Origin of the sequence: Streptomyces lusitanus (genome assembly GCF_042647945.1) — a bacterium.
Classification (GTDB): Bacteria; Actinomycetota; Actinomycetes; order Streptomycetales; family Streptomycetaceae; genus Streptomyces; species Streptomyces pseudogriseolus.
This window is the reverse complement of record NZ_JBHRWL010000019.1, coordinates 147,240-172,534: the sequence shown is the minus strand read 5'-3', so window position 1 is coordinate 172,534 and position 25,295 is coordinate 147,240. Positions and strand designations below refer to the sequence as shown.

At 71.6% G+C, this 25,295-nt stretch carries 23 protein-coding genes and 2 tRNA genes; 19 read left to right on the top strand and 6 right to left on the bottom strand.

Going from position 1 to position 25,295, the window contains the following annotated elements; translation table 11 throughout:
- The first annotated feature begins 46 nt into the window (after positions 1-46).
- Positions 47-871, top strand: coding sequence for a GNAT family N-acetyltransferase (locus ACFOSY_RS26225; RefSeq protein ID WP_394311215.1), 825 nt, complete (start codon positions 47-49; stop codon positions 869-871).
- A gap of 39 nt (positions 872-910) precedes the next feature.
- Here ACFOSY_RS26225 and ACFOSY_RS26220 read toward each other — a convergent pair whose 3' ends face one another.
- Entirely contained in the window at positions 911-1,435 is a 525-nt protein-coding gene (locus tag ACFOSY_RS26220) for a DsbA family protein (protein WP_394311213.1), read from the bottom strand.
- 242 nt (positions 1,436-1,677) lie between these two features.
- Here ACFOSY_RS26220 and ACFOSY_RS26215 point away from each other — a divergent pair, with 242 nt between their 5' ends.
- Both ACFOSY_RS26215 and ACFOSY_RS26210 read left to right on the top strand, forming a co-directional pair.
- A complete protein-coding gene (locus ACFOSY_RS26215; protein ID WP_394311210.1) occupies positions 1,678-2,139 on the top strand; it encodes a hypothetical protein in 462 nt (153 codons plus the stop codon).
- Positions 2,140-2,288: 149 nt separating this feature from the next.
- On the top strand, positions 2,289-2,441 hold the full coding sequence (locus tag ACFOSY_RS26210; RefSeq protein WP_394311208.1) for a hypothetical protein: 153 nt from the start codon (positions 2,289-2,291) through the stop codon (positions 2,439-2,441).
- 83 nt (positions 2,442-2,524) lie between these two features.
- Here the strand turns inward: ACFOSY_RS26210 and ACFOSY_RS26205 are convergent, their stop codons facing one another.
- Positions 2,525-3,085, bottom strand: coding sequence for a CGNR zinc finger domain-containing protein (locus ACFOSY_RS26205; RefSeq protein ID WP_394311205.1), 561 nt, complete (start codon positions 3,083-3,085; stop codon positions 2,525-2,527).
- 458 nt (positions 3,086-3,543) lie between these two features.
- Positions 3,544-3,957, bottom strand: coding sequence for an SsgA family sporulation/cell division regulator (locus ACFOSY_RS26200; RefSeq protein WP_004002642.1), 414 nt, complete (start codon positions 3,955-3,957; stop codon positions 3,544-3,546).
- 191 nt (positions 3,958-4,148) lie between these two features.
- Between ACFOSY_RS26200 and ACFOSY_RS26195 the strand changes: the two genes are divergently transcribed.
- From ACFOSY_RS26195 to ACFOSY_RS26155, 9 genes are all read left to right on the top strand, one after another.
- Entirely contained in the window at positions 4,149-4,607 is a 459-nt protein-coding gene (locus tag ACFOSY_RS26195) for a TIGR02611 family protein (RefSeq protein WP_394311202.1), read from the top strand.
- A gap of 142 nt (positions 4,608-4,749) precedes the next feature.
- Positions 4,750-4,821, top strand: a tRNA-Val gene (locus tag ACFOSY_RS26190).
- A gap of 368 nt (positions 4,822-5,189) precedes the next feature.
- Positions 5,190-6,479 carry an ABC transporter substrate-binding protein gene (locus ACFOSY_RS26185; RefSeq protein ID WP_394311200.1) on the top strand — a complete coding sequence of 430 codons (1,290 nt, stop codon included), beginning with the start codon at positions 5,190-5,192 and terminating at the stop codon, positions 6,477-6,479.
- Positions 6,479-7,480 (top strand): carbohydrate ABC transporter permease, encoded by a 1,002-nt coding sequence (locus ACFOSY_RS26180; RefSeq protein ID WP_394311197.1) that lies wholly within the window; start codon positions 6,479-6,481, stop codon positions 7,478-7,480. Before ACFOSY_RS26185 ends, ACFOSY_RS26180 begins: the two co-directional genes overlap by 1 nt.
- Positions 7,477-8,361, top strand: a complete 885-nt coding sequence (locus tag ACFOSY_RS26175) for a carbohydrate ABC transporter permease (RefSeq protein WP_394311195.1) — start codon at positions 7,477-7,479, stop codon at positions 8,359-8,361. Before ACFOSY_RS26180 ends, ACFOSY_RS26175 begins: the two co-directional genes overlap by 4 nt.
- 11 nt (positions 8,362-8,372) lie before the next feature.
- Entirely contained in the window at positions 8,373-8,951 is a 579-nt protein-coding gene (locus ACFOSY_RS26170; RefSeq protein WP_394311193.1) for a hypothetical protein, read from the top strand.
- Between the two features lie 113 nt (positions 8,952-9,064).
- Entirely contained in the window at positions 9,065-11,800 is a 2,736-nt protein-coding gene (locus ACFOSY_RS26165) for an exo-rhamnogalacturonan lyase family protein (protein WP_394311191.1), read from the top strand.
- Between the two features lie 35 nt (positions 11,801-11,835).
- Complete coding sequence (locus ACFOSY_RS26160) at positions 11,836-12,285, top strand: SRPBCC family protein (protein WP_394311189.1); 450 nt, start codon at positions 11,836-11,838, stop codon at positions 12,283-12,285.
- A gap of 39 nt (positions 12,286-12,324) precedes the next feature.
- A tRNA-Val gene (locus tag ACFOSY_RS26155) sits at positions 12,325-12,396 on the top strand.
- Positions 12,397-12,536: 140 nt separating this feature from the next.
- Here the strand turns inward: ACFOSY_RS26155 and ACFOSY_RS26150 are convergent.
- Positions 12,537-13,262, bottom strand: coding sequence for a 3'-5' exonuclease (locus tag ACFOSY_RS26150; protein ID WP_394311187.1), 726 nt, complete (start codon positions 13,260-13,262; stop codon positions 12,537-12,539).
- Between the two features lie 168 nt (positions 13,263-13,430).
- Here ACFOSY_RS26150 and ACFOSY_RS26145 point away from each other — a divergent pair, with 168 nt between their 5' ends.
- From ACFOSY_RS26145 to ACFOSY_RS26130, 4 genes are all read left to right on the top strand, one after another.
- Positions 13,431-13,997 carry a DUF4365 domain-containing protein gene (locus ACFOSY_RS26145; RefSeq protein WP_190004194.1) on the top strand — a complete coding sequence of 189 codons (567 nt, stop codon included), beginning with the start codon at positions 13,431-13,433 and terminating at the stop codon, positions 13,995-13,997.
- Entirely contained in the window at positions 13,994-15,220 is a 1,227-nt protein-coding gene (locus ACFOSY_RS26140) for a hypothetical protein (RefSeq protein WP_394311184.1), read from the top strand. Before ACFOSY_RS26145 ends, ACFOSY_RS26140 begins: the two co-directional genes overlap by 4 nt.
- A gap of 93 nt (positions 15,221-15,313) precedes the next feature.
- Positions 15,314-17,290, top strand: a complete 1,977-nt coding sequence (gene thrS, locus ACFOSY_RS26135) for a threonine--tRNA ligase (protein WP_394311182.1) — start codon at positions 15,314-15,316, stop codon at positions 17,288-17,290.
- Positions 17,291-17,370: 80 nt separating this feature from the next.
- On the top strand, positions 17,371-17,919 hold the full coding sequence (locus ACFOSY_RS26130) for an HIT family protein (RefSeq protein ID WP_394311180.1): 549 nt from the start codon (positions 17,371-17,373) through the stop codon (positions 17,917-17,919).
- A gap of 23 nt (positions 17,920-17,942) precedes the next feature.
- On the opposite strand, the gene ACFOSY_RS26125 is transcribed toward ACFOSY_RS26130, so the two are convergent.
- Both ACFOSY_RS26125 and ACFOSY_RS26120 read right to left on the bottom strand, forming a co-directional pair.
- Positions 17,943-19,598 (bottom strand): hypothetical protein, encoded by a 1,656-nt coding sequence (locus ACFOSY_RS26125; RefSeq protein WP_394311177.1) that lies wholly within the window; start codon positions 19,596-19,598, stop codon positions 17,943-17,945.
- Between the two features lie 216 nt (positions 19,599-19,814).
- Complete coding sequence (locus ACFOSY_RS26120; RefSeq protein ID WP_394311175.1) at positions 19,815-22,013, bottom strand: elongation factor G-like protein EF-G2; 2,199 nt, start codon at positions 22,011-22,013, stop codon at positions 19,815-19,817.
- A 264-nt stretch (positions 22,014-22,277) separates the two neighbouring features.
- On the opposite strand from ACFOSY_RS26120, the gene pgsA reads away from it, so the two are divergent.
- The 3 genes from pgsA to ACFOSY_RS26105 are packed head-to-tail and all read left to right on the top strand — an operon-like array spanning position 22,278 to position 25,101.
- On the top strand, positions 22,278-23,003 hold the full coding sequence (pgsA, locus tag ACFOSY_RS26115) for a phosphatidylinositol phosphate synthase (RefSeq protein WP_394311173.1): 726 nt from the start codon (positions 22,278-22,280) through the stop codon (positions 23,001-23,003).
- Positions 23,000-23,941: a phosphatidylinositol mannoside acyltransferase gene (locus tag ACFOSY_RS26110; RefSeq protein WP_394311171.1), complete on the top strand. Its 942-nt coding sequence runs from the start codon at positions 23,000-23,002 to the stop codon at positions 23,939-23,941. Before pgsA ends, ACFOSY_RS26110 begins: the two co-directional genes overlap by 4 nt.
- The gene (locus ACFOSY_RS26105; RefSeq protein WP_394311169.1) at positions 23,938-25,101 is read left to right on the top strand and encodes a glycosyltransferase family 4 protein; all 1,164 of its coding nucleotides are present in this window, start codon (positions 23,938-23,940) and stop codon (positions 25,099-25,101) included. Before ACFOSY_RS26110 ends, ACFOSY_RS26105 begins: the two co-directional genes overlap by 4 nt.
- Positions 25,102-25,295: the final 194 nt, after the last annotated feature.

Sequence of the window (25,295 nt, the reverse complement as noted above, 5' to 3'; positions counted from 1 at the left end):
GGAAAACCGGCTGAAGCGCGGCGCGCGTCGGGGTAGAACACCTCTGATGACCACCACCCTGCGGCCGACCGAGCCGCTCCGGCAGAATCCCGACGGGACGCGTTCGCGTCACTTCCACGTCTGCGTCAACAGCCGTCCCGTAGGGGAGGTGCGCCTCGGCACGGACCCCGTCTTCGGGGACGCCGTGGCCCGGATCATCTCCCTGCGCATCGACGAACCCGACCGCGGGCGCGGCCGGGGCACGGTGGCCGCCCTCGCGGCGGAGGAGGTGGCCCGCGGCTGGGGCTGCCGCCGCATCGAGGCCACCGTCCCCGCCGAACCGGGCACCGCCCTCGCCCTCGCCACGGCGCTCGGCTACGTCGTGCGCAACCGGAACATGGAGAAGGCCCTCGGCGACACCCCGCCCGCCCTGCCGGACGGCACCCGCGCACGACCCATGACCGCGGACGAGTACGACGCCTGGCAGGCCGAGAGCTCCGCGGACTACGCGCGCGAGTGGGCACGGCGCGGGGTGCCCGAGGAGGAGGCACGGGCCAAGGCCGCCGCCGACCACGCGGCACTGCTGCCCGACGGCCTCGCCACGGAGGACATGCTCCTCAGCGTCCTCGAGCACGAGGGCGCCGTGGTCGGCACGCTGTGGCTCGCCGTACGCGGGGAGCGCGCGTACGTGTTCGACGTGGAGACCCGGCCCGCCCACCGCGGCCGGGGCCACGGGCGCAGCCTGATGCTCCTCGCCGAGGCCCAGGCGGCCGCCGCGGGCAACCGCACCATCGGCCTCAACGTGTTCGCCGGCAACACCCCGGCCGAACGGCTCTACGACTCGCTCGGCTACACCGCGACCCGGTACTCGCTGTACAAGCCGCTGGTGTAGCCGCAGGGCGGCCGGGACGGGCGGACAGAACGGGCGGGGTCAGGCGCCCTGCCCGGCCAGCAGCCGGTCCGCGATCTCCTCGATCCGCTCGCGCAGCCCCTCCTGGCTCCTGCCGCCGTCGAGCCGCTCACCCCCGATGACGTACGTCGGCGTCCCGGTCACCCCGATCGCCTTGCCCTCGGCCTGGTCCGCGTCGACCACCAGGATGTGCCGGCCGTCGATCAGGGCGGTGTCGACCTCGTCGGCGTCCAGCCCCAGCTCGCGCGCGACCTCGACCAGGACCTCCTCGCCCCGGCGCTCCAGCTCCTCGACCCGGCCGAGCGCGGCCTCCGCGTAGTCCCAGCCCCGGCCCTGCTCCCACGCCTCCTCGGCGGCCTGGGCCGCGGCGAAGGCGTGCTTGTGCTTCTCCAGCGGGAAGTGCCGCAGCCGGATCTCCAGCCGGTCGCCGTACCGGGCCCGCAGGGCACGGAGGTCGTCCAGGGCGGTTCGGCAGTCGGAACACTGGAGCTCGCACCACACGTCGAGGACGGGGGCGGCCGGGCGGGCGGGGGAGGAGTCGCTCATGCCGACAGTCTTCCAGCCGGTCCCCGGCACCACCCAATCCGGCCCCCGGGCTCCGCGGCCCGCGCCCACAACCCTGAGATCCCTCAGGTGCGGGCCGACCGGCACCTGCGGAGGAGCAGTGACCCGGAGATGTCCCTGATGTCCGCCCCGGCCATGGCTGCTCCGGGCCCACCGGGTGCAGGATGGAAGGGACGGAAGACGAAGACCCTCGCGACCGCACGCACGCTGCCCTGGAGGACCGGATGATTGCCGAGACCGTCTGCTCCGCCGTCGCCGCGGCAGGCCTGGGCATCGCGGTGGTCGCGGCCTACCGCAAGCGCTACCTCACGGCGACCCGCATCGCCGCGTACGCGCTGGTGCCGCTCGGGCTGGTGATGACCGGCGTCGTCGAGTGGCTCGCGGACACCGCTTTCAGCCCGACGGCATGGGCGGGCTTCGGCGTGCTGGGCCTGTCCTGGCTGCTGTTCGCCACGACCCGCACGGTCGAGCGCCGGCGCGGCGGCACCCGCAAGGAGCGCAAGGCGGCCCGGGAGGCGGCACGGGAGACGAGCGCCCCCGCCGCCACGGCGCCGGGCGCGTCCGCGCCCGCCCTGGGACAGGCCGCCTCCCGCGGGCAGAGCCCCGCACCCCGGCGGAAGCAGGCCGCGCAGGGCGACGACGACTTCAGCGACATCGAGGCCATCCTCAAGAAGCACGGCATATGACCGCCCGGGACCACATGCGTCACAGCAGGTCCCGGACCGCGCGGAAACGATCACGCCCTGACCGGTAGACCGCGCTTTCCGTGTACCGACACGATTTCCGTGGGTGTTGATCGCGTCCTGCCCGTCCGATGCGTCATCATCGCGGCGAGATGCTGGACACGACACAGAGCGATGCCGCGCCGCCGCAGGACGAGCCGCGCGGATGCCTCTTCGCCCTATCCCAGCCACCGCTGATGATCTTCCTTGCGGTGATCGGGTGTCTGCTGCTCTCGGCCGCGTTGCACGACCTGCTGTGGCTCTGAGCCGTACCCGCGGTTCCCGGCGTCACCCGTCGGGACCGCGTCGGCACGGACATCTCCGGTGACGTCCCGTCGCGCGGGAGGAATCAGCCCGCCGCCTCCTTGCGGCGCGCCCGGTAGGCGGCGACGTGCAGCCGGTTGCCGCAGGTGCGGCTGTCGCAGTAGCGGCGCGAGCGGTTGCGGGACAGGTCCACGAAGGCGTGCCGGCAGTCCGGCGCCTCGCAGCGGCGCAGACGCTCCTGCTCGCCGGCGACCACGAAGAACGCCAGCGCCATCCCGCAGTCGGCGGCCAGATGGTCGGCCACGGAGGCGCCGGGGGCGAAGTAGTGCACGTGCCAGTCGTAGCCGTCGTGGTCGGTGAGCCGGGGAGTGGTGCCGGCGGCCGCGATGAGCTCGTTGATCAAGGTGGCCGCGCCGCGGGCGTCGGGAGCGGCGAACACCGAGGCGAACCGGCCGCGGATCTTGCGCACCGCGGCCAGGTCGAACTCGGTGAGCACCCCGACCTCGCTGACCTCGTGGTCCCGCACGAACGCCTCGAGCGCCGGGACGTCAGGCAGCCCGTCCGGTGACGCGTCGTCCTCCGGTGCGGTGTTCACCAGGTCCACCACGGTGTCCAGCGCACACCGGGTGTCATGGGTGATCAGCACGATTCGCTCCCTGGCCTGGGGGTCGGGCGGGCGCCCGCCGGTGGTGGCCGATGGTAGTGGCTTCCCGCCCCGCACATGGCTTCGATTCCAACGCGAAACAACCACGAACGGTTCCCAAGCCCCGAGGAAACGCCCCGAAGGGGCGCGGGGAACTGCGCGAGAACCCCAGGAAACCCGCACGGGGACGAAGCCCCAGCCACCCCCCCCGCCCGGGGGCCCAGGGGCCCAGGGGCGCGGGGAACTGCGCGCCCAGCCCCCACCACCCCGCACCCGGCGCCGAATCCCCAGCCACCCGCCCCGACGCCCCGGCACCCGAAAAGACACCGGCACCGAGCCGCAACAACCCACGGCACCGGCACCGGTGTGAAAGCCGTATGCACATACAACCCGCACGCGGCTGTCCAAGCCCGCGCCGTCACCCCGAGTCGACGGCGCCGGGCGGCTTCAGGAGGGCCTCATCAGCTCTCCGCCAGGATGTGCGAGAGCTCCTGATCGAGATCGAAGTGCCGGTGCTCCGTGCCGGGCGGCACGGCGGCGTCTGTGCGCTTCAGGAAGGACTCCAGAGCCCGTGCCGGGGCCTCCAGCAGGGCCTCCCCCTCCGGAGAGCTCAGGGCGATGCACACGACGCCCTGACCATGACTGCGCGACGGCCAGACGCGGACGTCGCCGGTGCCCGTGGGGCGGTGAAGTCCCTCGGCGAGGAGGTCGCGGGCGAACACCCACTCGACGGTTTCCTCGGCTCCGGTGTGGAAGGTGGCGTGCACGGCGTAGGGGTCGGCCGTGTCGTACCGCAGGCCTGCGGGGACAGGCAGGGAGGACTCGCTCGACACAACGAGGCGCAGGTGCAGCTCGCAGCTGACCGTGGTGTTCATAAGCGCCAGGGCCTTTCGCTCAGTGTGCGCTCGGGGATTCGCACGTCGGCGAAATCGACATGCCACCTACGGTGCCGTTGTAAACCCCTCTGAGTGTTTTGCGTGGGATTACGTAACTCTTCCGGCCGAGAGATCGTTCGCGTCCTGCGTCCATTCCGGTGATGTCATGCGCTCCGGTAGTGTTGGGCTGTATGAACACGGGGAGTAACGAGTCCGGCGAGGCCGTGACAGCGGCCCACGGGGTGACGGTGGACGAGAGCGAGCGTCGGGACGAGCAGGGGCTCGGGTCGAGGGCGCCCGAGTTCGTCAAGGCGCGCCGTGCGCTGCATCTGAGCTGGCAGGTGGGGGTCTTCGTCGTCGGTCTGGCCGTGGTGGCGGCCGGCGTGATCATGCTGCCGCTGCCCGGCCCGGGATGGGTCGTGATATTCGGCGGCATGGCGATCTGGGCGACCGAGTTCGTCTGGGCCCAGCTGGTGCTGCGCTGGACCAAGCGCAAGGTCACCGAGGCCGCCCAGCGGGCCCTGGACCCGCGGGTGCGCCGTCGCAACATCATCCTGACGTCGGTCGGTCTGGTGATCGTCGGCGCGCTGGCCGGCTTCTACCTGTGGAAGTTCGGTTTCCAGATGCCCTGGAAGATCAAGGACCAGTGACACGGACCGGGGGCCGGCCCACCCGGCCCCCGGCACTCATGGCGGTCATGTCGGCCGTAGGGGTCAAGGCGGCCATGGCGGCCACAGCGGTCACCGTGGTCACGGGCACCCGCTGACATGGGGTAATGTTCTTCCTGCGCCCGGGCGATTAGCTCAGTGGGAGAGCGCTTCGTTCACACCGAAGAGGTCACTGGTTCGAACCCAGTATCGCCCACCGGGATCAAGCGGCCCGGCTCACCACCAGTGAGCCGGGCCGCTTCGTCGTATGCGCGGGGCGGACCCGCGGCGCAGCCTCGCGCCCGTTCCGCTTCGCCCGCGTTCACCCAACCGTGACCTTGCGCGCGGCCCGCCACGGCCGCCGCCGCGCTGTTCGGCCGGTCGGTCACAGGGCCGGGTACCTGCCGCTTTCCCGCCCGGCCCGGGACCGTCCCCGCCGCGCCTGCCGGCAGGCGCCCGCGAGGGCCCGCCGGCAATTCCTGTCCGAATCATTGACGCACCCCTGGGCCCTCCGTACCTTGTGCCAGCAAGCGCTTACTTGAAACGATTCATGAAGCGGTCCGTAACCGTCGCGGGGAGGCTCGTATGCAGCAGCGCAAGGGTGTGGAGAGGCGGACGGTCCTCAAAGCGGCGGGGGCCTCGCTCGCCGTCACGGGGCTCGGTGCGACGGCGACCGCCTGCGGTGGCGGAAGCGGTTCCGGGGACGGAACGGTGACGATCCGTTATGCGTGGTGGGGCGCGGAGGACCGGGCGCAGCGCATCAACAAGACCATCGACCTCTTCGAGGAGAAGCACCCGAAGATCAAGGTCAAGACCGACTTCCAGCCGTACTCGGATTTCTGGAAGAAGTTCAACACGCAGGCCTCCGGCGGGAATCCGCCGGACGTCTTTCAGAATGCCATCGGATTCCTCCGCAAATACGACGCGAAGAATGTGCTCCTGGACCTCAACGAGCAGGTGAAGGCCGGCAACCTGCGCATGGAGGGCTTCCGGGCGGGCCTCGACACGTTCGGCGAGATCGACGGCAAGCTCCTCGGCGTGCCCGTGGGGTCCAACTCGATGGCCCTCGTCATCGACAAGCCCGTCTACGCCCGCGCCGGCATCACACCCGAAATGGGCTGGACCTGGGACGACTTCGACGAGGCGATGGCGCGGGTACGCGACCGTACGGGCCGGGCCGGCGACAGCGGCATGTACGGCGTCATGTACCTCTACGACCTGTACCTGCGTCAGAACGGCAAGGCCTTCTTCACCGAGGACGGTCTCGGTTTCACCGAGTCTGACCTGACCCGGTGGTGGACGAAGGCGGAGAAGGGCGTGACGTCCGGACTCTTCGCCGACCCGAAGAAGGTCGCCCAGATCAAGCCCAAGTCGGCGCTCTCCGCCGAACTCGCGGGCAGCGAGTTCACCTGGGACAACTTCACCGTCCGCTACACCTCCGAGGGCAGGAGCGAGTACGGTCTCGCCCCCATTCCCACCACCGACGGCAAGCGGACCGGCCAGTACCTCGGCTCGCTGATGCTGAGCGCCTCCCGGCGCACCGAACACCCGGTGGAGGTCGCGCGGTTCATCGACTTTATGGTGCACGACCCCGAGGTCGCCAGGATCATGGGCTACGACCGCGGCGTCCCCGCCACCACCGCGCAGTACGAGGCGTACCGGCCCACCGACCCGGTGAACAAGGCGATCGCCGCCTACGAGGAGTCCCTCGTCGCGGCGGACGTGCTGGAGCCCATCACCCCGCACCCGAACGGCGCCGACATCTGCGAGGCCGCGTTCCTGCGCATCGGCGAGGAGCTGGGGCTGGGCAAGCGGTCGGTGGCCGACGCCGTCGAGCAGTTCTTCGACGAGTCGAAGACCGCCCTCGGCAGCTGATGGGAACCGCCGTGACACACGCCCCCGCGACGGAGGCCCGGGCGAAGGACGCCGAGCCGCGGCACGGCCCGGACGCACCCCCGCGCCCCGCCGAACTGAAGCGGCGCGGCCGCCGGGAGAACCTGGCCGGCTATCTCTTCATGTCCCCGTGGATCGCCGGGTTCCTGCTGCTGACGGCGGGCCCGATGGCCGCCTCGCTCTACTTCGCCTTCACCGACTACAACCTGTTCGACGCCCCGCGCTGGATCGGCCTGGACAACTTCTCCGAGATGTTCGGCGACCCGCGCTGGCGCCACTCGGTGCGGGTCACCCTCTGGTACGTCGTCGTCGGCACGCCGGTGAAGCTGCTCGTCGCGCTCGGCGTGGCTCTGCTGCTGGCGCAGAAGCGGCGCGGGCAGGCCTTCTACCGGGCCGCCTTCTACGCGCCGTCGCTGATCGGGGCGAGCGTCTCCGTCGCCATCGTCTGGAAGGCGATCTTCTCGGACGACGCGATCGTCGACCGGACGCAGAAGGCGTTCGGCATCGACGCCGGCGGCTGGACCGGCGACCCGGACCTCATCATCTACAGCCTGGTCGCCCTGACCGTCTGGCAGTTCGGCGCGCCCATGGTCATCTTCCTGGCCGGGCTGAAGCAGGTGCCGAGGGAGCTGTACGAGGCGGCCGACGTCGACGGGGCGGGCAGGCTGCGCCAGTTCTGGAACATCACCCTGCCGATGATCTCGCCGGTGCTGTTCTTCAACGTCCTGCTGGAGACGATCCACTCGTTCCAGATCTTCAGCTCCGCCTACATCGTCGGCGGCGGCGCGGGCGGCAACGCCTGCGGTCCGGCGGACGGCTCCATGGTCTACACCTGCTACCTGTACGTCCAGGGCTTCGAGAACAGCCGGATGGGCCTGGCCTCCGCCATGGCGTGGATGCTGCTGGTCGCGGTCGCCCTGGTCACGGCGGTGCTGTTCTGGTCCCAGAAGCGCTGGGTGCACTACGAGGAGGGCGGCCGATGACCGCACAGGCCACCGACATCACCCGCGCCCCGTCGCCGAAGAGGGCGCGGCGGCTGCCCGGCTCGTTCGCCTGGCACCTCGGGTCGCTGGCGGTCCTCGCGGTGATCCTCTACCCGGTGGTGTGGGTCGTCGGAGGGTCGTTCAAGCGGAGCGAGGACGTCGTCGGCAGCCTCGATCTCTTCCCGGCCGACCCGACCGTGTCCAACTACACGAGCCTCGCCGACGGCATCGCGGACATCCCCATCTCCACCTTCTTCTTCAACTCGCTGTTCCTCGCGGTGGGTTCGGTGATCGGCATCCTCATCTCCTGCTCGCTCACCGCCTACGCCTTCGCGAAGATCCGGTTCGCGGGCCGCAATCTGCTCTTCACCCTGATGATCGGCACGCTGCTGCTGCCGTACCACGTGCTGCTGATCCCGCAGTACGTGCTGTTCCGCAACCTCGACATGATCAACACGTACACTCCGCTGCTGCTGGGGAAGTACCTGGCCACGGAGGCGTTCTTCGTCTTCCTGATGGTGCAGTTCATGCGGAACTTGCCCCGGGAGCTGGACGAGGCCGCCCGGCTCGACGGCTGCGGGCACCTGCGCATCTACTGGTCGATCGTGCTGCCGCTGTGCCGGCCCGCGCTGATCACCAGCGCCATCTTCACCTTCATCAACGCCTGGAACGACTTCATGGGCCCGCTGATCTACCTCAACGAGCCCGGCAAGTACACCGTCTCCCTCGGACTCAAGATGTTCGTCGACCAGGAGGGCCTCGCCAACTACGGCGGCATGATCGCCATGTCGCTGGTCGCGCTGCTGCCGGTGCTGGCGTTCTTCCTCGCCTTCCAGCGCTACCTCGTCGACGGCATGGCGACCTCCGGACTGAAGGGCTGAGTGAGCTGACGATGTCCCTGGCACGCACCGGGCCGACGGCCCGGGGGAGATTCGCGCTCTTCGCCGAGTGCCTGCTGACCGGCGTCTGGATCGCGCTGGCCGCGCTGCCGCTGGTCACCTACCCCGCCGCGCTGGCGGCGGGGACCCGGCACCTGCGCCGGCATCTGGCCCACGAGCAGGGCGGCCGGCGCGAGTTCACCGCCGACTTCCGGGCCGCGGTGCGCGGCGGCTGGCTCGTCGGGCTCGCCGGATGGGCGGCCGTGGCCGTCGTGTGGTTCGACCTGCGCGCGGTACGGGCGGGGCTGCCGGGCGGCCCGGCGGTCGGGGCCGTCGGGGTGCTCGCGCTGCTCGGGGCGGCGGCCGCGCTGCTGCGCGCGGCGGCGCTGTGGCGGCCCGGTGTGTCCTGGCGGCCGCTCCTGGCGCGGGCCGGGCGGCACACCGTCCGTGACCCCGCCGGATCCTTCCTGCTCATCGGGGGACTGGCCGTCGTGGTCTGCTCCGCCTGGTTCAGCACCCCTCTCGCGGTCCCCGTGCTGGGGGCCGTCGCGGCGGCCGCCGTCGCCGTGGAGGAGCGTCACCGGCGCCGCTGACGAGCGGCGCCCGGCCCACGGGGTGGGCGCTGCGGCGCCACACCTCAGTTATGTCATGCCCCTGACAGCCATGCACATGCCGCGCACCCCCGCAGCCGAGAAAAGGACAAGCCATGTCCCCCATCCCCCGCAGAACCGTCGTCAAGGCAGCCGCCGTCGCCGGAGCCGCCGGCCGGATCGGCTGGACCCTCGGCGCACGGGACGCCTCCGCCGCGCCCGCCGCCCGGCCCGCCGACGCCGACCCGGTGACCCTGGACTGGCTGGAGGAGGGCGGCCTGGGCGCCGCCCCCGGCTCCACCGTCGGCGTCCCCTGGCCCCGCGGCGCCCACCCGGAGGGCCGAACCTTCGCCGTGACGGACGCCGACGGCGCCGACGTCCCCGTCCAGACCTGGCCGCTCGCGTACTGGCCCGACGGCTCCCTCAAATGGACCGCCCACGCCGTCAGTTCCGGAACCGGCGCGCTCACCCTGAAGCCCGGCACCCCCGCCGCGCCCGCGAAGAAGGTCACCGTCACCCGGCGCGGCGCCACCGTCACCGTCTCCACCGGCGTCGTCACCGCCCGGATCGGCACCACCGGCGACACCCTGGTCAGGTCCGTCACCCGCGGCACCACCGAGATCGCCCGCGACGGACGCCTCGTCGTGCTGCGCCGGCCCGAGATCGAGGACGGCGACCAGGTCACGGTCAGGACCGAGCGGTTCGACGGCACCGTCTGTGGCGTCACCGTGGAGCAGGACGGTCCCGTCCGCGCGGTCGTCCGCGTCGACGGCACCCACCGCAAGGGCCGCGACACCCTGCTGCCCTTCTCCGTACGCCTCTACTTCTACGCGGGCGCCGACTCCTTCCGCATGGTGCACACCATCACCTACGACGGGAAGCAGGAACCCGGCAGCGCCAGGGGCGACTTCGTCAGCGGCATCGGCGTCCGCTTCTCCGTCCCGCTGCGCGACGCGACGTACGACCGGCACATCCGGCTCGGCGGCGAGGGCGACGGGATGCTCAGGGAGGCGGTCAAGGGCATCACCGGACTGCGCCGCGACCCCGGCGCCGCCGTGCAGCAGGCCCAGTTCGAGGGCCGCAAGCTGCCCGACCCGACCACCTGGGACCAGCGCGTCACCAGCCGCATGCAGTACATCCCCGAATGGGGCGACCACACCCTCACCCAGCTCTGCGCCGACGGCTTCACCGTCCGCAAGCGCACCAAGCAGGGCCACGGCTGGATCGGCGCCGGCGGCGGGCGGCGCGCCTCCGGCTTCGGCTACGTCGGCGGCGTCAGCGGCGGCCTCTCCTTCGGACTGCGCGACTTCTGGCAGAAGCACCCCGCCCAGCTCGACGTCCGCGACGCCCACACCGACACCGCCGAGGTCACCCTCTGGCTCTGGTCACCCGAGGCCCAGCCCATGGACCTGCGCTTCTACCACGACGGCATGGGCCAGGACACCTTCCCCGAACAGCTCGAGGGCCTCAACATCACCTACGAGGACTACGAGCCCGGCTTCGGCACCCCCTACGGCATCGCCCGCACCTCCGAACTGCTGTTCTGGGCTGAGGCCGCCACCCCCGCCGCCGAACAGCTCGCCGCCCGCGCCAGGGCCGTACGCGTGCCGCCGCAGCTCGCCGCACCGCCCCGGCAGCTCATCACGGCGGGCGTCTTCGGCAAGGGCCTGTTCGCCGAGCCCGACCGCTCCACCCCCGCCAAGGCGAGGATCGAGGACCACCTCGACTTCCTCCTCACCTACTACCAGGACCAGGTGGAACAGCGCCGCTGGTACGGCTTCTGGGACTACGGCGACATCATGCACACCTACGACACCGTCCGGCACCAGTGGCGCTACGACGTCGGCGGCTACGCCTGGGACAACAGCGAACTCTCGCCCGACCTGTGGCTCTGGTACGCCTACCTGCGCTCGGGACGCGCCGACATCTTCCGCTTCGCCGAGGCCATGACCCGCCACACCGGCGAGGTCGACGTCTACCACCTCGGCGAGTGGGCAGGACTCGGCACCCGGCACGGCGTCCAGCACCACGCCGACAGCGCCAAGCAGCAGCGCATCGCCAACACCACGTACCGGCGCTTCCTCTACTTCCTCACCGCCGACGAACGCACCGGCGACCTCATGCACGCCAACGTCGACTCCGACGAGACCTTCCTCGCCCTCGACCCGCTGCGCAAGATCCGCACCGAGCCGTACACCCCCGACCGCAACGCCCTGTCCATCGGCTTCGGCACCGACTGGAGCGGCCTGGTCTCCGCCTGGCTCACCGAATGGGAACGCAGAGGCCCCAAGTGGCAGAAGGCCCGGGCCCGCGTGCTCTCCACCATGGAGACCATCGCCGCCCAGCCCAACGGCTTCGTCCAGGGCAGCGCCCTGTACGACCTGGACACCGGACGGTTCGCCGTCGCCGGCACCCCGAAGGTCGAGGTCTCCCACCTGTCCGCGGTCTTCGGCCTGAACGAACTGTGCGCCGAACTGATCGACCTCGTCGACATGCCGGAGTTCGAACAGGCCTACTACGACTACTGCCGCTACTTCAACGCCACCAAGGCGGAACAGGCCGCGCGCTACGGCACCGACTTCGGCAGCCTGATCCTCTTCCAGGGCCACTCCCGCCTCGACGCCTACGCCGCCGTACGCACCGGCGACAAGGCACTGGCCGAGCGGGCATGGGCGAAGTTCTACGACTCCGACGGCTACCAGGAGTCCGCGCCCTGGACGACCGAGAAGGTGAGCGGCCCCACCGCCCTCGTCGCCGGCAGCGAGGCCCCCTGGGTCACCACCAACGACACCGCCCTCTACGGACTCGCGGCCATCGAGAACCTCGCCCTCCTCGGGGACCGCATGCCGTGACGCACGAGCGGCGCGCGGGCGGGCACACTCCGTACATGGACCGGAACCATTACCGCTTCCGCAGCGTGTGGACGCTGACCGCGCCCGCCGCGACCGTGTACGGCGTGCTGGAGCGGATCGAGGACTACCCCCGGTGGTGGCCGCAGGTGCGCGAGGTCGCCCGCCTCGACGACACCACCGGCATCGTCACGATCCGCTCCGTCCTCCCGTACGACCTCACCTTCACCCTGCGGGAAGGGCGGCGGGACCGGGAGAACGGGGTGCTGGAGGCCGGGCTGTCCGGCGACATCGACGGCTGGGCGCGGTGGACCGTCACCGACCTGGGCGCCCACGGCTGCCTCGCCCACTACGAGCAGGAGGTCGACGTCCGGGCACGGCTGCTGCGGCTGCTCGCCGTGCCAGGACGGCCGCTCTTCCGGGCCAACCACGCGCTGATGCTGCGGGCCGGGCGACGCGGACTGGCGGCGCACCTGGAAGCGGTTTGAACGAAGCGTCCTCACCCCTGTATTGTTCAGTGCGTTCCCGGGCGATTAGCTCAGTGGGAGAGCGCTTCGTTCACACCGAAGAGGTCACTGGTTCGAACCCAGTATCGCCCACGCTCGCGAGAGCGACGTGTGTCCGCCGGAAGGCGGACCACGTCGCTCTCTTTGTGTTCTGCGCGGCTTCGCCGCGCGGTGTGGGGGCTCCGCCACCCACGCCCCCGTTCGCGCTGTCGTCGCATGCCGGTGACGTGAGGTCACGCCGCCGCGGGCAGGGCCGGGCGCAGGGGCCAGGCCGGGTCGACGGTCTCCTCCGTGCCGGTGCGCTGGAACCACGCCTGAAGGCCCCGCGCCTGTGCCGCGTGCCACACCGCCTGCAAGGTGTGCAGCTCACTCGGGGACAGCCGCTCCAGCCGCGACGCGAACCGGCGGCCCACCGCTCGCGTGACCTCCAGCGCGGCCACCGCGTCCGCCGCCGCGTCGTGCGCCTCCTCCAGCTCCACCTCGTAGTGCGCACACAGATCCGCCAGCGTACGGCGGCCCTTGCGGTAGCGGTCCAGATGCTTGTCCAGCACCCGCGGATCCAGCACCAGCAGCGGCGTCCGCTCGAACCAGCGCGCCAGCGACGACGCCCGGTGCCGGCGCAACTCCCGGTCCAGCAGCGTCAGATCGAACGGCGCGTTCATCACCACCACCGGCCGGCCCACCGCCGCCTGCTCCGCCAGCGCCTGCGCCACCTCGTACATCACCGGCGCCGGCCAGCGCCCGTTGCGCTGAAGATGATCCTCCGTCAGACCGTGCACCTCGGTCGCCGCGGCCGGCACCGGCACGCCAGGATTCACCAGCCAGCGGGTCACCCGCGCCCGCGTGCCCGGCGCGTCCTGGACGACGAGAGCGGCCGACACGATCCGGTCGGTCTCGACGTCCACACCCGTGGTCTCCGTGTCGAAGGCGGCCAGCGGCCCCTCGTACCAGCACGTCATACCCACCAACCCCTCGCTCACCACCAGCAGTTGACGCGCCGCCCACTGCTCGCAGCGGTGATACCCGCCCTGTTTGCGCACTACGCCGGAAGGAGACAACAGGAGTACGGGTCTTTGCAGTTCAGCGACCCGCGCATGGGATTCGACTGTTCTGGAAGGCTGTTGGTCATGGCCATCGCGCAGCCCGAACGGGGCGGGCTGCTGCCGGAGCGCACACCGGCCGCTCGCGGCACCCTCGCCACCACCGCCTGCATGGAGACCCTGCAGGTCGGCTACCTCCACGCCGTCGCCGCGGCGGCGGGCTGCTCACTGTCCCAGCCCTTCCCGGACAACGGCATCGACTGGCACGTCAGCCACAGCGCCCCCGGCCACCTCGTCGACGACGAGGTCACCATCAAGGTGCAGCTCAAGGCCACCTCACAGATCGCCCCGCACCCCCGCGGACGCTCCTTCTCCTTCACCCTGGACAACGCCCACCTGGAGAAGCTCGCCCGCACTCCGGTCTCCGTGCACAAGATCCTCGTCGTGATGATCCTGCCGCGCTCCCAGGACGACTGGCTGCGCGCCGGACACGACCGGCTCGACCTGCGCCACTGCTGCTACTGGGTCAACCTCGCCGGACACCCCGTCACCGGCCGCCGCCGCACCACCGTACGGATCCCCACCTCACGCATCTTCGACGACCGGGCCCTGTGCGAGATCATGACGCGGGTCGGCAGGGGAGGCAGACCGTGACCCACCGCCCCACCGGAGAACCCGCCCGGCCCGTACGCCCGCACCCCGCCGACGCCTTCCCCGACGCGCCCCCGCCCGAGGCCGCCGGCACCGACCCCGCCGTGCTCACCGCCCTCCTGCGCCGGCACGGCTGGCAGCGGCGCGGCGGCGCCCCCGGACGCTACGGCCGCTGGGCCCCGCCAGGACCCGGCACCGGCACCAGCCTCCTCGTCCCCGTCGGCCGCACCTTCTCCGACAGCGAGGACCTGCTCGCCGAGGCCCTCCACGCGCTGTCCCGCAGCGGCACGCCCTCCGCCCGCGAGATCCTGCTCGCCCTCGCCGTGCCCAGCGACGAGATCCGCTGGTCCCGCGACCTGCCGCCCGGCCCCGGCGACGCCGTCGCCTGGACCGCCGACGAACAGCTCAGGACCGCCGCCCGCCGCACCCTGCTCGCCGCCGCGCTCGCCACCCGCGCCCACGCCGGCCACCACGGCGCCCGCCACCGGGGCCCGGCCGCCGCCGCGCTCGACGGCGTGCTGGTGGGCCCCGCACCGGACGGCCGCGGACTCACCGCCTTCGTGCCCGTCGCCACCGGCCGCCCGCTCGCCGTGTGCCTGTTCCACGCCCTGCACGCGGCGCGCGAGGCCGTCGACCTCCAGCGGGTCACCGGCTCCATGGACGCCTTCGCCACGGCCGTCGGCGCCGGCGTCAGCCACGAGCTCACCGAGGCCCTCGTCACCCTGGTGCGGGGCACCGAGGGCGCCCGTATCCGCGTGGACTGGGCGCCGGCGGCAGGCGTGCCCGAAGGGTGCGTGTCAGGCGCCGCACCCGTGGAGTTCTCGCCCGGCGACCTGCCCGTGCTGCTCGAGGCCGGCCGCCGCTACCGCGGCGCGGAGCCCTCCGTCACCGTCACGGTCACCGGGGCGGTCGTCCGGATGTACCGGTCGCAGCCCCAGGGCGACGGCATGGTGCGGCTGCGGGTGCTCGCGGGCGCCGACGTCGGACACCTCCGCGTCACGCTCGGCGAGGAGGACTACCGGACCGCCGGACACGCCCACCTCATGGGACTGCCGGTGCGGATGCGCGGGCTCCTGACCGGACACAGCGGGTTCCGCCGTCTCACCGAGGTGCGGGAGGTCGCGCCGGTCCAGGTCGACGAGGCCGAACGCGACCGGCTGCTCAAGGCGCTCCAGGAGAGCACGGACGACTTCGGCACGGCCTTCGGCCCGGCCTGCGACGACTGATTTCGCCCCCACCGGTCACGGGTCGGTACGATCGCACCCATGCGTGCGCTCCGGTATGGCGCCGCGACCACAGCCTTCAGTCAGGAGAGACCGGTGTCAGACGTCCGTGTGATCATCCAACGCGATTCCGAGCGGGAAGAACGCGTGGTGACGACGGGCACCACGGCCGCCGAGCTCTTCGCCGGCGAGCGCTCGATCATCGCCGCGCGGGTGGCCGGAGAGCTCAAGGACCTCTCGTACCAGGTCCAGGACGGCGAGACCGTCGAAGGCGTCGAGATCTCCTCCGAGGACGGCCTCAACATCCTGCGCCACTCCACGGCGCACGTGATGGCCCAGGCCGTGCAGGAGCTGTTCCCCGAGGCCAAGCTGGGCATCGGCCCGCCGGTCCGGGACGGCTTCTACTACGACTTCGACGTGGAGAAGCCCTTTACGCCCGAGGATCTCAAGGCCATCGAGAAGAAGATGCAGGAGATCCAGAAGCGCGGCCAGCGCTTCTCCCGCCGCGTGGTGACCGACGAGGCCGCCCGCGAGGAGCTCGCCGACGAGCCGTACAAGCTGGAGCTGATCGGCCTCAAGGGCTCCGCCTCGCACGACGACGGCGCGGACGTCGAGGTCGGCGCCGGTGAGCTGACGATCTACGACAACCTCGACGCCAAGACCGGCGAGCTGTGCTGGAAGGACCTCTGCCGCGGTCCCCACCTGCCCACCACCCGGAACATCCCGGCCTTCAAGCTGATGCGCAACGCCGCCGCCTACTGGCGCGGCAGCGAGAAGAACCCGATGCTCCAGCGCATCTACGGCACCGCCTGGCCCTCCAAGGACGAGCTGAAGGCGCACCTGGAGTTCCTCGCCGAGGCCGAGAAGCGCGACCACCGCAAGCTCGGCTCGGAGCTCGACCTGTTCTCCATCCCGGAGCAGATCGGCTCCGGCCTCGCCGTCTTCCACCCCAAGGGCGGCATCGTCCGCCGGGTCATGGAGGACTACAGCCGTAGGCGGCACGAGGAGGAGGGCTACGAGTTCGTCTACACCCCGCACGCGACGAAGGGGAAGCTCTTCGAGACCTCGGGCCACCTGGACTGGTACGCCGACGGCATGTACCCGCCCATGCAGCTCGACGAGGGCGTGGACTACTACCTCAAGCCCATGAACTGCCCGATGCACAACCTGATCTTCGACGCGCGCGGGCGGTCCTACCGGGAACTGCCGCTGCGTCTCTTCGAGTTCGGCACCGTGTACCGGTACGAGAAGTCGGGCGTCGTGCACGGCCTGACCCGGGCCCGCGGCTTCACCCAGGACGACGCGCACATCTACTGCACCCGTGAGCAGATGTCGGAGGAGCTCGACAAGACGCTCACCTTCGTCCTGAACCTGCTGCGCGACTACGGTCTCACCGACTTCTACCTGGAGCTGTCCACCAAGGACCCGGAGAAGTTCGTCGGCAGCGACGAGGCCTGGGAGGAGGCGACCGAGACGCTGCGCCAGGTCGCCGAGAAGCAGGGCCTGCCGCTGGTCCCGGACCCGGGCGGCGCCGCCTTCTACGGACCGAAGATCTCCGTCCAGGCCAAGGACGCCATCGGCCGCACCTGGCAGATGTCGACCATCCAGCTCGACTTCAACCTGCCGGAGCGCTTCGACCTCGAGTACACCGCCGCGGACGGCTCCAAGACCCGCCCGGTCATGATCCACCGCGCGCTGTTCGGCTCCATCGAGCGGTTCTTCGCGGTGCTCCTGGAGCACTACGCGGGCGCGTTCCCGGCGTGGCTGGCGCCGGTGCAGGCGGTGGGCATCCCCATCGGCGACGCCCACGTCGACCACCTGGAGAAGTTCGCGGACGCCGCCCGCAAGCAGGGCCTGCGCGCCGAAGTGGACTCCTCCTCCGACCGGATGCAGAAGAAGATCCGCAACGCCCAGAAGCAGAAGGTGCCCTTCATGGTCATCGCGGGCGACGAGGACATGGCGAACGGCGCGGTGTCCTTCCGCTACCGCGACGGCTCGCAGGAGAACGGCATCCCCGTCGACGAGGCCATCGCCAAGATCGCGAAGGTCGTCGAGGAGCGGGCGCAGGTCTGACCCGTACGCGCGAAGGCCCCCGGGAGCGGTCCCGGGGGCCTTTTTGCCGCCCTCCCGCGGTCACGCCATATGCTGCACGCATGACGAGTGAGCCGGAGCAGCAGTTGGGAGTGGGGACGCAGGACGCGTTCCAGCGTCTGTGGACCCCGCACCGGATGGCCTACATCCAGGGCGAGAACAAGCCGAGCGGCCCCGGTGCCGGCGACGGCTGTCCCTTCTGTTCCCTCCCGGCCGAGTCCGACGAGGACGGGCTGATCCTGCGCCGCGGCGAGCTGGTGTACGCGGTGCTCAACTTGTACCCGTACACCGGCGGCCATCTGATGACCGTGCCCTACCGGCACGTGGCCGACTACACCGAGCTGACCGTCGAGGAGACGGCGGAGCTCGCCGTGTTCACCAAGCAGGCGATGACGGCGCTGCGCACCGCGTCCGGCGCGCACGGCTTCAACATCGGCATGAACCAGGGCACCGTCGCGGGCGCAGGCATCGCCGCGCATCTGCACCAGCACGTCGTCCCGCGCTGGGGCGGCGACACCAACTTCATGCCGGTCATCGGCCACACCAAGGTGCTGCCGCAGCTGCTGGCCGACACCCGCAAGATGCTGGCGGAGGCCTGGCCGACGGCCTGACCCGCACCCCGCCCGCCCGTCGGCTACGCGTCGTACAGGTCGGCCTTGCTCGGCGTCGCGTCCTGGACCGCCGTGGACAGGGACGACGAGCGGGAGCCGAACTTCGTGGTGTCCACGCCGTTCTCCTCCAGCACCTTGATCGCCGCCGCGTGCACCACGCGCAGCACCGGCGTCGCCGCCCGCAGCGCGTCGTCCGCCATGAACCGGTGCCGCCAGGGCTTGTCCGCCCAGGCGTGGCGCAGCCCGAACGGCTCGGGGAGCGACAGCTTGCCGCCCAGCCAGTACAGCAGCGGCGGGTAGTTGGTGAGCGGCGCGCGGGCGGCGAGCCGTACCACCTCGTCCGAGTCGACCAGCGGGAGCTTGACCTTGCGGGTCTCCCAGAACTTGATCGACTTCTGGACCTCCTTCTCCTTCGCCGCCGGCTTGGTGGTGAACAGCGAGTGCACGGGACCCAGGGCGTGGCCGGTGACCTCGATGCGCAGGGTCTCGTGCAGCACGGTCACCGTGATCAGCATGGTGATCACCAGCTGGCCGTCCCACAGGGTCCACTGCACGCCCAGGTAGTGCCGGTCGCCGGCGCCGAACTGCTGCTTGTTGCAAATCTCCTGCACGGCGTGCTGCTTGACCTGGTACGCCTCGACGTCCGTGCCCTCGGGCCGGGAGACCGAGGTGGCGTTCTCGCCGATGGGTGTGACGATCCAGTGGCGGATCGTCGGCTTGGGGAAGCCGCCCGTGTTCAGCGGGCCGCGCTCCAGCATGCGCAGCCGGTCGTGGACGGCCTTGATGACGTCCCAGCTGCGGAACGGGTGGATCTCCCGGTCGGGGTCGGCCGGCACCAGGTCCTCGGCGAGCTGCCAGCTGCCCCAGCGGGTGCCCATCCCGAGGATCCCCTTGGGGCCGGCGTAGAACACGGAGTTGGACTGCTGCTCGGCGCTGAGCCGGGCCAGCGACTGGCGCAGCTGCTCGGCCGCCGTCTCGCCGGGGCTGCTCGGCACGGCCTCGGGCACCTTGGCGCCGATACTGCTGCCCGAGAGCAGGCTGTCCCACCGCGCCCGCAGGTCCCGGGCGGTGCGCTCGCAGATCTGCTTGGCCCAGAACCAGCCCACGACCGGGGCCACGACCGCCGCGCGCGCGTACCAGGCCCAGAAGCCGGTGAACGGCATGCGGAGCAGGAACAGCACGGCGAGGGCGCCGACGCCGACCAGCAGGGCGGTGGCGAGCGCGCCGGCCCGCTTGTCGTCGCGCTTGGCCATCGTGGTGCGGATCTGGAACACCAGCAGCCACACGAGCAGGCCGGGCAGGAACAGCAGCCCGCACAGCACCATCACGGCGGTCAGCCAGTTGTCGCGTTCGCGGCGGATGCGGTGCGCCGCCAGCGCGTGTTCCACCACCACCTGCGGCTGGGTGCCGAAGGACTGGATGAGCGGGGCGCGGCCGGAGCCGAGCATCCGGTCGATGATCGCCCGGGAGAACGCCTCGCCCAGGTTGGGCCGGAACAGGTTGATCCGCGGCTTGCCGACCTCGGACTTGTGCCACTCGCTGTTGGCCTTGAGTATCTCGTCGGCCTCGTTGTCCCGGTAGGCCGCCGAGGCCAGAGCGAAGGTGGGTGTCTGGCCCTCGTCGCCCGTGCGCGGTACCTGCGGACCGAAGAAATCCGCGTAACCGCTCTCAACGGTCATTCCCGCCCCCGATCGCCGCGACTGTCGTCTTGCGGCCTTCCCGACTTCCGTGCTGCGCACACCTGTTGATCAGGTGTTCAGCGTATAGGCAGCCACCGCTGTCCGCCGGGGGTCGTTCCAAGCCGTTCTCCGGTACGGGGGAGTTGCCCGGGGTGAAGCGGAAGCGCGACCGCGCACACGGGCGCCCGCCGGAGTGACCGGCGGGCGCCCGGCGCGTCAAGAGGCCGCGTGCGCCTCCTCCTTGATCCGTTCCGCGACCTGCGGCGGCATCGGTTCGTGCCGCACGTGGCGGCGGCTGAAGCGGCCGGTGCCGTGCGACAGCGACCGCAGGTCGACGGCGTACCGGCCGATCTCGATCTCCGGCACCTCCGCCCTGATCAGCGTGCGCCCGCCGGGCGACTGCTCGGTGCCCAGCACCCGGCCGCGGCGGCCGGACAGGTCGCTCATCACGGCGCCCACGTAGTCGTCGCCGACCAGCACGGACACCTCGGCCACCGGCTCCAGCAGGTGGATCTTCGCGTCGGCGGCGGCCTCCCGCAGCGCCAGCGCGCCCGCCGTCTGAAAGGCGGCGTCCGAGGAGTCCACCGAGTGCGCCTTGCCGTCCAGGAGCGTCACCCGCACGTCGACGAGCGGGTGCCCCGCCGCGACTCCCTTCAGCGCCTGGGCCCGCACGCCCTTCTCCACCGACGGGATGAACTGCCGGGGCACGGCGCCGCCGACCACCTTGTCCACGAACTCGATGCCCGAGCCGTTCGGCAGCGGCTCCACCTCGATCTCGCAGATCGCGAACTGGCCGTGCCCGCCGGACTGTTTGACGTGCCGGCCGCGCCCGGACGCCTTGCCGCCGAACGTCTCCCGCAGCGACACCCGGTGCGGTACGACGTCGACCTGCACGCCGTACCGGCTGCGCAGCCGCTCCAGCGCCACGTCCGCGTGCGCCTCGCCGAGACACCACAGCACCACCTGGTGGGTGTCCTGGTTCTGCTCCAGCCGCATCGTCGGGTCCTCGGCCACCAGCCGTGCGAGCCCCTGGGACAGTTTGTCCTCGTCCGCCTTGCTGTGCGCCTCGATGGCGAGCGGCAGCAGCGGGTCCGGCATCTCCCACGGTTCCATGACCAGCGGGTCGTCCTTCGAGGACAGGGTGTCGCCGGTCTCCGCGCGGGAGAGCTTCGCCACGCACGCCAGATCGCCGGCGATGACGTGCGACACGGGCCGCTGCACCTTGCCGAACGGTGTGGACAGCGCGCCGACCCGTTCGTCGACGTCGTGGTCCTCGTGGCCGCGGTCGGTCAGCCCGTGCCCGGAGACGTGCACGGTCTGGTCGGCGCGCAGCGTCCCGGAGAAGACCCGGACCAGCGAGAGCCGTCCCACGTAGGGGTCGGAGGACGTCTTGACGACCTCCGCGGCCAGCGGGGCGTCCGGGTCGCACGGTTTCAGCTCGCGCGGACGGCCGTCCGGCGTGGTCACCGCCGGGGTGCCGTGCTCGAGCGGGGTCGGGAAGCCGCCGGTGATCAGGTCGAGGAGCTCCACCGTGCCGAGTCCCTGGCGGGCGCCGGGGGCGGCGGGCGCGGCGGCGAGGACAGGGAAGAAGACGCCCCGCGCCACCGCCCGCTCCGCGTCGTCGATCAGTGTCCTGACGTCGACGTCCTCACCGCCGAGGTAGCGGTCCATGAGGGTCTCGTCCTCGCTCTCGGAGATGATCCCCTCGATCAGCCGGCCGCGCGCCTCCTCGATCATGGGCACCTGGTCCCCGACCGGCTCGTTCGCCACGCGCTCGCCGCTGGAGTAGTCGAACAGCTTGCGCGTGAGCAGCCCGATCAGACCGGTGACCGGCGCGTGCCCGTCGGGCCCCTCGGGGCCGCGCAGCGGCAGGTACAGCGGCAGCACCGCGTCCGGGTCGTCCCGGCCGAAGGTCTCGGCGCAGACCCGGGTCATCTCCTCGAAGTCGGCGCGGGCGGCCTCCAGGTGCGTGACGACGATGGCCCGGGGCATGCCGACCGCCGCGCACTCGTCCCACACCATGCGGGTCGAGCCGTCCACGCCGTCCGCGGCCGAGACGACGAAGAGGGCCGCGTCCGCCGCGCGCAGACCGGCCCTGAGCTCCCCGACGAAGTCGGCGTAGCCGGGGGTGTCCAGAAGGTTGACCTTGATGCCGTTCCACTCGACCGGCACCAGGGAGAGCTGCACCGAGCGCTGCTGCCGGTGCTCGATCTCGTCGTAGTCGGAGAGGGTGCCGCCGTCCTCCACGCGGCCCGCCCGGTTCACCGCCCCCGCGGTCAGCGCGAGGGCCTCCACCAGAGTCGTCTTGCCCGATCCGGAGTGGCCGACCAGCACCACGTTCCGTACGGACGTGGGGCGGTCGGCCGCTTGTGCCCTGCCGGCGGCCCCGGGGTGTGTGTGCGCCTTGTCGCCCATGATCCTGCCTCCCGTGCACGGTGAGGTCACTGTGGGCGCGGACCCGTGGAAGCCTTCCCCGGACCCCGTCCGGGGGCATCGCCTGCGGTGCGGCTCCGGCGGCGCCCGCGGTTCTTCGAGCTTTCCACTCCCGTCACGGCGCGTCCATACGAAGGACATGATCGCCGCCGCGGCGCAGGTCCCCGGGGTGCGGCGGCGATCACGGCGGCGCCCGTGCCCGGCGGTCCGGGTGCCCCGCAGCCGTGTTCGTGCGCGGTGACTACGATGGGCCCGCCGGTGGCCAGCAGGGGCCACGCGGCCCCACCGACCGTCGGGAAGGCCATGCTGAACAAGTACGCGCGTGCATTTTTCACGCGTGTCCTCACACCGTTCGCCGCGTTTCTCATCCGGCGGGGGGTCAGCCCCGACACGGTCACGCTCATCGGCACCGCGGGTGTGGTGGCCGGCGCGCTGGTGTTCTATCCGCGCGGCGAGTTCTTCTGGGGCACGGTCGTCATCACGCTGTTCGTGTTCTCCGACCTGGTCGACGGCAACATGGCCCGTCAGCTGGGCCGCTCCAGCCGCTGGGGGGCCTTCCTGGACTCCACCCTGGACCGGGTCGCCGACGGCGCGGTGTTCGGCGGCTTCGCCCTCTGGTACGCGGGCTCGGGCGACGACAACGTGCTGTGCGCGGTGTCGATCTTCTGCCTCGCCAGCGGCCAGGTGGTGTCGTACACCAAGGCGCGCGGCGAGTCGATCGGGCTGCCGGTCGCCGTCAACGGGCTGGTGGAGCGGGCCGAGCGGCTGGTGATCTCGCTGGTCGCCGCCGGGCTCGCGGGCCTGCACGCGTTCGGCGTGCCCGGCATCCAGTACCTGCTGCCGATCGCCCTGTGGGCCGTGGCGGTCGGCAGCCTGGTCACGCTGATCCAGCGTGTGGTCACCGTGCGCCGGGAGTCCGCGGAGGCGGAGGCCGCGGAGCAGCAGGCGCTGGGGAGCGAGGCGGACCGGTGAGCGCCCGGGAGCGGTTCACCGACGCCCTGTACGGCGCGGGCTGGGGCACCGTGAAGAAGCTGCCCGAGCCGGTCGCGGTGCGCCTCGGGCGGACCATCGCCGACGCCGCGTGGAAGCGGCGCGGCAAGGGTGTGCTGCGGCTGGAGAGCAACTACGCGCGCGTGGTGCCGGGCGCGGGTCCGGAGCGGCTCGCCGAGCTGTCCCGCGCGGGCATGCGCTCGTACCTGCGGTACTGGATGGAGTCGTTCCGGCTGCCCGCCTGGAGCCCCGAGCGCATCGCCGACTCCTTCACCCCGAAGGACCTGCACCATCTCACCGAGGGCATGGCGGCCGGCAAGGGCGTCGTCCTGGCGCTGCCGCACCTGGCCAACTGGGACCTCGCCGGCGCCTGGGTCACCACGAAGCTCGGCATACCGTTCACCACCGTCGCCGAGCGCCTGAAGCCGGAGACGCTGTACGACCGGTTCGTCGCCTACCGCGAGGGCCTCGGCATGGAGGTACTGCCGCACAGCGGCGGCTCCGCCTTCGGCACGCTGGCCCGGCGGCTGCGCGACGGCGGCCTGGTCTGCCTGGTCGCCGACCGCGACCTGTCCGCCTCGGGCGTCGAGGTGAGCTTCTTCGGGCACGCCGCCCGCATGCCCGCGGGACCCGCGCTGCTGGCCCAGCACACGGGCGCGCGGCTGCTGCCCGTGACCCTCTGGTACGACGAGTCGCCCGTGATGCAGGGCCGGGTGCATCCCCCGGTCGAGGTTCCCGAGTCAGGCACGCGCGCCGAGAAGACGTCCGTGATGACACAGGCGCTGGCCGACGCCTTCGCCACGGGAATCGCCGAGCATCCGGAGGACTGGCACATGCTTCAGCGTTTGTGGACCGAGGACCTCGACCCCACGCACACGACCGCGCACGCCCCCGGGCAGGACCGGGAGGGCGCGGCGTGAGGATCGGCATCGTCTGCCCGTACTCGTGGGACGTGCCGGGCGGCGTCCAGTTCCACATCCGTGACCTGGCCGAGTACTTCATCCGCCTCGGGCACGAGGTGTCCGTCCTCGCCCCCGCCGACGACGACACCCCGCTGCCCCCGTACGTCGTCTCCGCGGGCCGCGCGGTGCCGGTGCCGTACAACGGCTCGGTGGCCCGGCTGAACTTCGGGTTCCTGTCCGCCGCGCGGGTACGGCGCTGGCTGCACGACGGTTCCTTCGACGTGGTGCACATCCACGAGCCGACCTCGCCCTCGCTGGGCCTGCTGACCTGCTGGGCCGCCGAGGGGCCGATCGTCGCCACGTTCCACACGTCCAACCCGCGCTCCCGCGCGATGATCGCCGCGTACGCCATCCTCCAGGCCGCCCTGGAGAAGATCAGCGCGCGGATCGCGGTGAGCGAGTACGCCCGCCGCACGCTCGTCGAACACCTGGGCGGTGACGCGGTGGTCATCCCCAACGGCGTCGACGTCGACTTCTTCGCCAAGGCCGAGCCCAACCCGGAGTGGCAGGGCGACACCATCGGCTTCATCGGCCGCATCGACGAGCCCCGCAAGGGCCTGCCGGTGCTGATGCGGGCGCTGCCGAAGATCCTCGCCGCCCGCCCGGGGACCCGGCTGCTGGTGGCCGGGCGCGGCGACGAGGAGGAGGCGGTCGAGTCGCTGCCCGCACAGCTGCGTTCGCGCGTGGAGTTCCTCGGCATGATCAGCGACGAGGACAAGGCGCGGCTGCTGCGGAGCGTGGACCTGTACGTGGCGCCCAACACCGGCGGGGAGAGCTTCGGCATCATCCTCGTCGAGGCGATGTCGGCGGGCGCGCCGGTGCTGGCCTCCGACCTGGACGCGTTCGCCCAGGTCCTGGACCGGGGAGCGGCCGGCGAACTGTTCGCCAGCGAGGACGCGGACGCGCTCGCGGAGGCGGCGGTGCGGCTTCTGGGGGATCCCGTGCGCCGTGAGGAGCTGCGGGCGCGGGGCAGTGCGCATGTGCGTCGGTTCGACTGGTCGACGGTCGGTGCGGACATTCTCTCCGTCTACGAGACGGTCACCGCGGGCGCGGCGGCGGTCGCCACGGACGACCGAGCGACGGGCCTGAGGGCCCGCCTGGGCCTGGCACGGGACTGAACCAAGGGGTGCCCCTCAGGGGCGCGGCGAGTGGACGCCCCTCAGGGGCGCGGGGAACTGCGCGACCAGCCACATGCGGCCTGCACGCGGCGTACGGCGCTGCAGCCCGGGCCCGCCGTGAGGGTGCCGCCTGCGCCCACCCTCCCCCACTCTCGGCTTCGCTCGAGCGGGAGGTACCCCCATCGCCCAGCGGC